Origin of the sequence: Gracilibacillus thailandensis (genome assembly GCF_010994055.1) — a bacterium.
In the GTDB taxonomy this organism is placed as follows: domain Bacteria; phylum Bacillota; class Bacilli; order Bacillales; family Amphibacillaceae; genus Gracilibacillus; species Gracilibacillus lacisalsi.
In genome coordinates, this window is sequence record NZ_WJID01000004.1 from 22247 (window position 1) to 28347 (window position 6101).

Sequence of the window (6101 nt, forward strand, 5' to 3'; positions counted from 1 at the left end):
TCGAACGAGATAAAATCTTATCCGATAAATTGAACGGAAACTAAACTAAACTCAAACCAATCGAAAGGGAGCGAATTATTATGAGCGAAAATTTTAAGTGGATTAGTTCATGCGGAAAAGTAGTCGAAGGAACACAAACGGAAGAGTTTACCGAAATAGATCGCATTTGTTACGGTACGCCGGAGAAAAAGGCGGAAGCCGAAGCAGAGGCGAAAAGGGAACGAGAGGCAGCCGTCCGATACTTCACGGATATATTAGGCGCAAGGTACAACAGTTTACCGGAGTGGAGTCGAGAAGCGCTAATACAAGCAGTGACAGAAGATTTAGAAAGATTAGCGCTAGTAAAGGCGGCGACAAGGGAGGCGAACGAATGAAACGCCTAACCTTAACGGATTTATGGTACGCAGGATTGTTTATAGCTGGCCTAGTGTTTGTTTATTTATCGGCGATTGGAGCGTAACAGGAAGGAGGCGAAAGGGGAGCGCATGAGGGAGGCGCTCTTTTTTTCGTTAAAAACGTCCAATTTACCCGTTAAAATTACAAAGTATTTATGGGGGTTTTATTGTAAAAATACGCAATTAACCGCCTCAAATAACAAAGTAACAGTAGAGGGATTTCGTTAAAAATACGCAATTCGTTTAATTATTCCGTAGTTATAAGTAGAAGCGTTGTTAAAAATGCCGAATTAAGGGGCGAAAATATCAAAGTAATATTGTAAGGCTATTTTAAAAAAGAAGTAAACGAAATAAATTTACTGAAAAGTGCCGACTTTTTTGCTATTTGCCGTAGATGAATATGAGGGGTTAAAAATTTATCCCTTTGAAAATATAAAAATTAAGTTAAAAGGAGAGGTTACGAATGCTGCTAAACATCACCTACCACCAAATTATCGAAGTACCCGACGAAGCCTTCGACGTCAAAGAAGGTTATCCAGGAGCCGGAGCGATAGCTTTCCACCGAAAACATACCGGAGTCTTAGCGAAGGATTCCGCAGAATGGTTCATTCAAGACTTATACGCCGGAAGGTTACCGTTCATAACCGATAGCAGGAGAGTTAAGTTGTGCGCGTATTGTGGCTTTTATTGGGAGGACGATAGTACGAAGAATAATCGTAAAACTTGTAGTAAGGCTTGCACGGACGCACGCAGAGCCGAGCAGAAGGCGGAAGAAAGGGCACGTAAGCCGAAAGCCGTTCCGGATAAGTTACGCGAAATAGACTACTATATCGACGGCTTAGAATACGCCTATTGGAGTGACGAGCGCGTAATGGACAGCTACATTTACCGGATAGAAAAGCCATACGACGAATTGAAAGCGCAGTATAAAGAACATAGCGAATTAGTCCACGGCGAAGGCAATCGGATAGGAAGTAAGTACCGAGGATATATGTAGCGATTTTAACTTTGCGACATATTCCGCAGTTTATGAGGGGATATTTTAACGGCTAAGTATTCCGATTTTTTTTAGCCGTATAAAGAAGTAAAAAATATAAAACGGATAGGAGCGATAAAAAATGACGAATGAACAAGTTAAGTTAATCCGACTTTACAACGCCAAAAGTCAAGCACAGTTTGCGAAAGAGATCGGAGTAGGCGCGAGTACCATAGCGAAAATAGAAGTAGGATTACACGGAGTTACTGAACGCGTAAGATCGAGAATCCTCCGCAAGTATGACGTTAATGAACCGGAGTTCGTAGCGTTCTGTGAGCGTATGACTAAGGCGATATAGAGCGCCAAACACTAGCGGAATAGATACTAGGTTATCTATTTTCGGAGTGTACTTTCCGTATATGATAGGCGTTTTATAAGACTACCTAAAGTTGTCAAAGACAACTTAGCTAGCAAAGCTAGCTTAGGTCAGTTTAGTAAACGATATAATACGAGTAAAAAACGTACTATTTTCTTTTAAGGATTAAACGCTGAAAGCCTTGGGGCGCAAGGGATCGGGAAAAATTCTAGGAAGGTTTCTTCCTAAAACGGTGTAGGTTTCGCCAAAAATAAACGAGAAGGGAACGGGTAGAATGTCGAGTATTAACGTAATTGATTCAATTATGGGGAGCGGTAAAACACAATACGCAATACAGTATATGAACGAAGCAACCGAACTAGAACGCTTTATTTACATTACGCCATTCTTAGACGAGGTACAACGGATTAAAGATAGCGTACAAGATCGCACCTTTAAAGAACCGGATAACCGTAATAATGAAGGAACTAAACTTCGCAGCCTAAAAGATTTGATCGCTAAAGGTGAGGACATAGCGTCTACACACGCCTTATTTAGAACGGCTGACGACGAGGTTATCGACTTGCTAACAGAGGCAGGGTATACGCTTATACTTGACGAGGTTATGACGTGCGTAGAGCCGATTAATGTTAGACCTTCAGACATACGAAAGCTAGAACGTGCCGGAGATATTGAGATAACGGATAATCGCGTTATATGGAAGGGCGATCCTAACGACGATAGCCGTTACTTAGATATTAGACTAACCGCACAAGCTGGCAATCTGTTTTATTATCGAGGTAAGTTTCTAGTATGGTCGTTTCCTCCGGACGTATTTAAGGCGTTTGATAAAGTGTACGTGATGACATATTTATTCGACGGACAAATCCAAAAGTATTACTTCGATATGCACGGCTTCAACTTCGATTTATACTCCGTTAAACATGATGGCGAAAAGTACCGCCTACTAGAATACGACAAAACTTCGGAAAATAGAAAAGAGTTATATGGATTGATCGACGTTTATCAAGGTAAATTGAACGATATAGGCAAGCGTAAGAACGCCTTAGGTGTGCGTTTTTTACAGAAAGCTGATATCGAATATTTAGCGCAGGTAAAGAAAAATCTTTATAACTATTTTCAAAATATCGCTAAAGCAAAGCGAGAAGAAGTATATTATTCAACGCTAAAAGAGATCGAGAAAACAATACAACCGAAAGGCTACAAAGAGCCTAGACGTAAAAAGGGCGAGGATAAGAAACCGCCTCAAGTAGTTATTCCGCACAACGCAAGAGCAACGAACTTGTACGGCGAAAAGCGTGCTATGGCGTATATATTTAACCGTTACATGAACCAAGAAATAAAAGTGTTCTTCCAAGATAACGGCGTAAAGGTAAGCGATGACGTGTACGCAGTTGGCGAGTTGTTACAATGGATTTACCGTTCCCGAATCCGAAACGGCGAGCCAGTAGAGTTGTATTTGCCGAGTAGCAGGATGCGCCAATTATTACAAGATTGGTCGGAATACAAGCTATAGAAATATGGCTTATTCCGCATGAAAAACAATGTAAGCGTTTACAAAAAGGAGGGAGATCGCATCACAAATGAATTATGGAAGTTTGATAAAGGTTATATCGCAGGCTACACGCAAGACAAACAGTTAATGAGTAGAATTAAGAGATACAAGCCGCATTGGAAATTAGTCGCAGAGTACCACGATACTAGAAACGTTGAGTATGAGCAGAGAACTTGGATTTTTGCCAGGCAGTACCGCATACCTTCGAATGAACGTCGCTAAGCAGAACGCATGTTTAACACAAAACTACAGAAATAAGCCGTTTTAAGGCGTTCTATTCCGATTAGGTATAAACATATTAGCGACATTATTAGAACGCCTTACAATCGCTATAAACGTTAAAAAGTTGTCATATACACACCTAAAATAACGAGGAGGCTGACCGTTTGAAATGTATCGCACAACTAACCGAAAGGTCGAGCAAAGGCGCAGGAAAGACGGAACTTATCAACTCGCAAACGTTGGAACCTATCTTCGCAAAGGGCGGAGTTATAAAACTAACCACCGCAGGTTACAAGCTAACCACGGAAGCAGGCGAGGTTATAAGACGAGGCAAGGAAACGGACGTTATAAGCGTAGTGGAAGCGTTGGAATACGTCGTAGAGCCGTTAACCGTAAAGGACGAAATCAGAGGCGTAGAGTTGCCTTACGACGAGTACGAAACGAAGTATAACCACGGAAAGCACTTCCGGAGCAAGCAACGCAAGTTTTACGTTAATTACGAAAAGGACGAAGCTAAAGGCGTTACCACCCTCGGAATCGCCGAGAAAGCCGAGGGATTAACGTATGCTATCCATTCGATATATGAACCGCAGTTACTAAACAGAAAAGAGCGAAGTCAGTACGTTGTGGATTATATCGCCAACCTACTACACGCCGACGAGTTTGCCAGCGTTCAAGGCGTTGGAATCGACAAGCCGAGCGTTAAGGATTGGCTAGACAAGGAACACGTCCGAGTACGAGGCTCGATAAGTTCGCAGGTTAGCGAAGAGGAAACGGCGAAACTTGCAAAGGACGCAATGCAGCGGAAAGCAACGGTAGTAGAGAAACTAGCCGAGCCAATTAAATACGAAAAGGAGAAAACGGAATGAGAAACAGACCGAGGAAACCGCAATATAACAAGAATGGAATAAAGATGGATACCGACAGACCGCCACGCAAAAAGCAGAAGGCGCAAGCAATCCGAGAGGAAATGCTATATCAAGGCGGAACAAAGCAGCAAAACAAGCGAAAAAATAGCGACAAAAGGAGCGATAAATAATGGAAGAAGTAAAGATTACGCCAATACCTAAACCGCAGGAAGGCGAAACGATAGTGATTAAACCGACGCCAATTAAAACAAACGAGGAGGAATCGGAATGAGCGAAGAAAAACTATTTACGCAAGAAGAGGTAAACAAGATCGTGCAAGAGCGACTAGAGAGAGAAAAGCGAAAGACAGAACGAGAACTAGAGCAAATAAGAACAGAAGTTCCGGAAGGGGGAACGGATTATAAAAAGTTGTACGAGGAGTTATGCAAGGAGCTAGCAGAAAGAGAGGCGGATGAAGCGAAAGAACAAGCGCTATTAAACGCAGGCTTCGACCAAGAGAGCGTAAACAGGTATAAAAAATACCTAGACAAAGTGGAGGAAGACGAGTACGAAGAGACGGCGCACTTCTTATTCGAGCATTCTCCGATGAACAAAAAGCAGAGTCAATCATACGCAGACCCTTCGCAAAAACGAGGGAAAAGCGTTTGGAATCCATTTAAATAAAACGAAAAGGGAGCGAGGAGTTTAATATGAGTAGACGAGTATTTTTATTAGAAAACGCAGGAGAACACGAACAACATACGGTGATTAACGCAGATGACAAGCAGGCAAGAAGCCTGGTAGAAAGCGGAAAGGGAATCGAGGTTACTTTCGGAGATTACGACAAGTACCGCAACCAAGCACAAGCGCTACATTCCGATTATAAAAAGAAAAAAGCGAAGATTGACGCGGAAACTAACCCGTTATATACCGACGAGGTAAAGCGTTATGAACTAGAAAAGGCGTACGCTGAATATGAGCAACAGGCGCAAGCGTTACAAACGGAATGGGACGAGAAACGAGAGCAAATGCAGGCGGAGGCTTACGCAAAGTCGGCAAGGGCCAAGATTCACGTTGCTCCAGCGGACAAGGAAACGGCAGAGCAAGTCGCCAACCGATTAACGCTGAAAGTACAAAGCGCACCTAACGCATTAAGCCTAGCGGAAACCGTAGGCGAGGCAGAAAATACGATTAAATACTTGTCAGATGCCGAAAAAGTAGCCTTACAAGGGCAGATAACCGGCTTGTTATCGACGATTGAGAGTAGAGCGGAAAAGCTGGATGCAAGAAGAAGAGTTGACGGAAAGGGTATCTTATCGGCAGTTCAGAAAGTCGACAACATGGACTTGTTAGCGAGTAAGTTAGCCGACCAGATTCCGCAGATAGTAACGACGGAGTACCGAACGTTAAAAGCAGTTAAACGTCGGTAAATAAAAGTGAAATGAACGCCGTTTGTACTACTGTCGCGGGTAGGAGGCGTTCTTTTTTTTTATATGAATACGCAGGATACGCAGAAAGGGGAGCGAAGAATGCAAGCAACCGAGAAAGTAAGCAGGGTAAAACTTCCGGCATATACCATAGAGGATTTATGCGAAGTACATCGAACAGTCAAACAACAAAACGGAACTATTACGCAAATCAACGTTAACCACCGCAAAGGACAACGGTATGAGGTTATCGTGGAGTTTCCAAAAAAGGAGCATTCCTGTTATGAAGAAATTTGAGGTTT

9 protein-coding genes are annotated in these 6101 nt (G+C 42.6%); all 9 read left to right on the forward strand.

From position 1 onward, the window contains the following. Positions 1-80: 80 nt before the first annotated feature. Positions 81-374, forward strand: coding sequence for a hypothetical protein (locus GH715_RS02210; RefSeq protein ID WP_153834188.1), 294 nt, complete (start codon positions 81-83; stop codon positions 372-374). Positions 375-858: 484 nt separating this feature from the next. Beyond that, complete coding sequence (locus tag GH715_RS02215; RefSeq protein ID WP_153834189.1) at positions 859-1392, forward strand: hypothetical protein; 534 nt, start codon at positions 859-861, stop codon at positions 1390-1392. Between the two features lie 121 nt (positions 1393-1513). Further along, complete coding sequence (locus GH715_RS21910) at positions 1514-1729, forward strand: helix-turn-helix domain-containing protein (RefSeq protein ID WP_153834190.1); 216 nt, start codon at positions 1514-1516, stop codon at positions 1727-1729. Positions 1730-2021: 292 nt separating this feature from the next. Beyond that, entirely contained in the window at positions 2022-3263 is a 1242-nt protein-coding gene (locus tag GH715_RS02225; RefSeq protein ID WP_153834191.1) for a hypothetical protein, read from the forward strand. A 425-nt stretch (positions 3264-3688) separates the two neighbouring features. Next, positions 3689-4393, forward strand: coding sequence for a hypothetical protein (locus tag GH715_RS02230; RefSeq protein WP_153834192.1), 705 nt, complete (start codon positions 3689-3691; stop codon positions 4391-4393). Continuing rightward, positions 4390-4563 carry a hypothetical protein gene (locus tag GH715_RS02235; protein WP_153834193.1) on the forward strand — a complete coding sequence of 58 codons (174 nt, stop codon included), beginning with the start codon at positions 4390-4392 and terminating at the stop codon, positions 4561-4563. The genes GH715_RS02230 and GH715_RS02235 overlap by 4 nt, the downstream gene beginning before the upstream one ends. A gap of 97 nt (positions 4564-4660) precedes the next feature. Next, complete coding sequence (locus tag GH715_RS02240; protein ID WP_153834194.1) at positions 4661-5056, forward strand: hypothetical protein; 396 nt, start codon at positions 4661-4663, stop codon at positions 5054-5056. Between the two features lie 26 nt (positions 5057-5082). Beyond that, the gene (locus tag GH715_RS02245; protein WP_153834195.1) at positions 5083-5802 is read left to right on the forward strand and encodes a hypothetical protein; all 720 of its coding nucleotides are present in this window, start codon (positions 5083-5085) and stop codon (positions 5800-5802) included. 99 nt (positions 5803-5901) lie between these two features. Beyond that, a complete protein-coding gene (locus GH715_RS02250) occupies positions 5902-6096 on the forward strand; it encodes a hypothetical protein (RefSeq protein WP_153834196.1) in 195 nt (64 codons plus the stop codon). Positions 6097-6101: the final 5 nt, after the last annotated feature.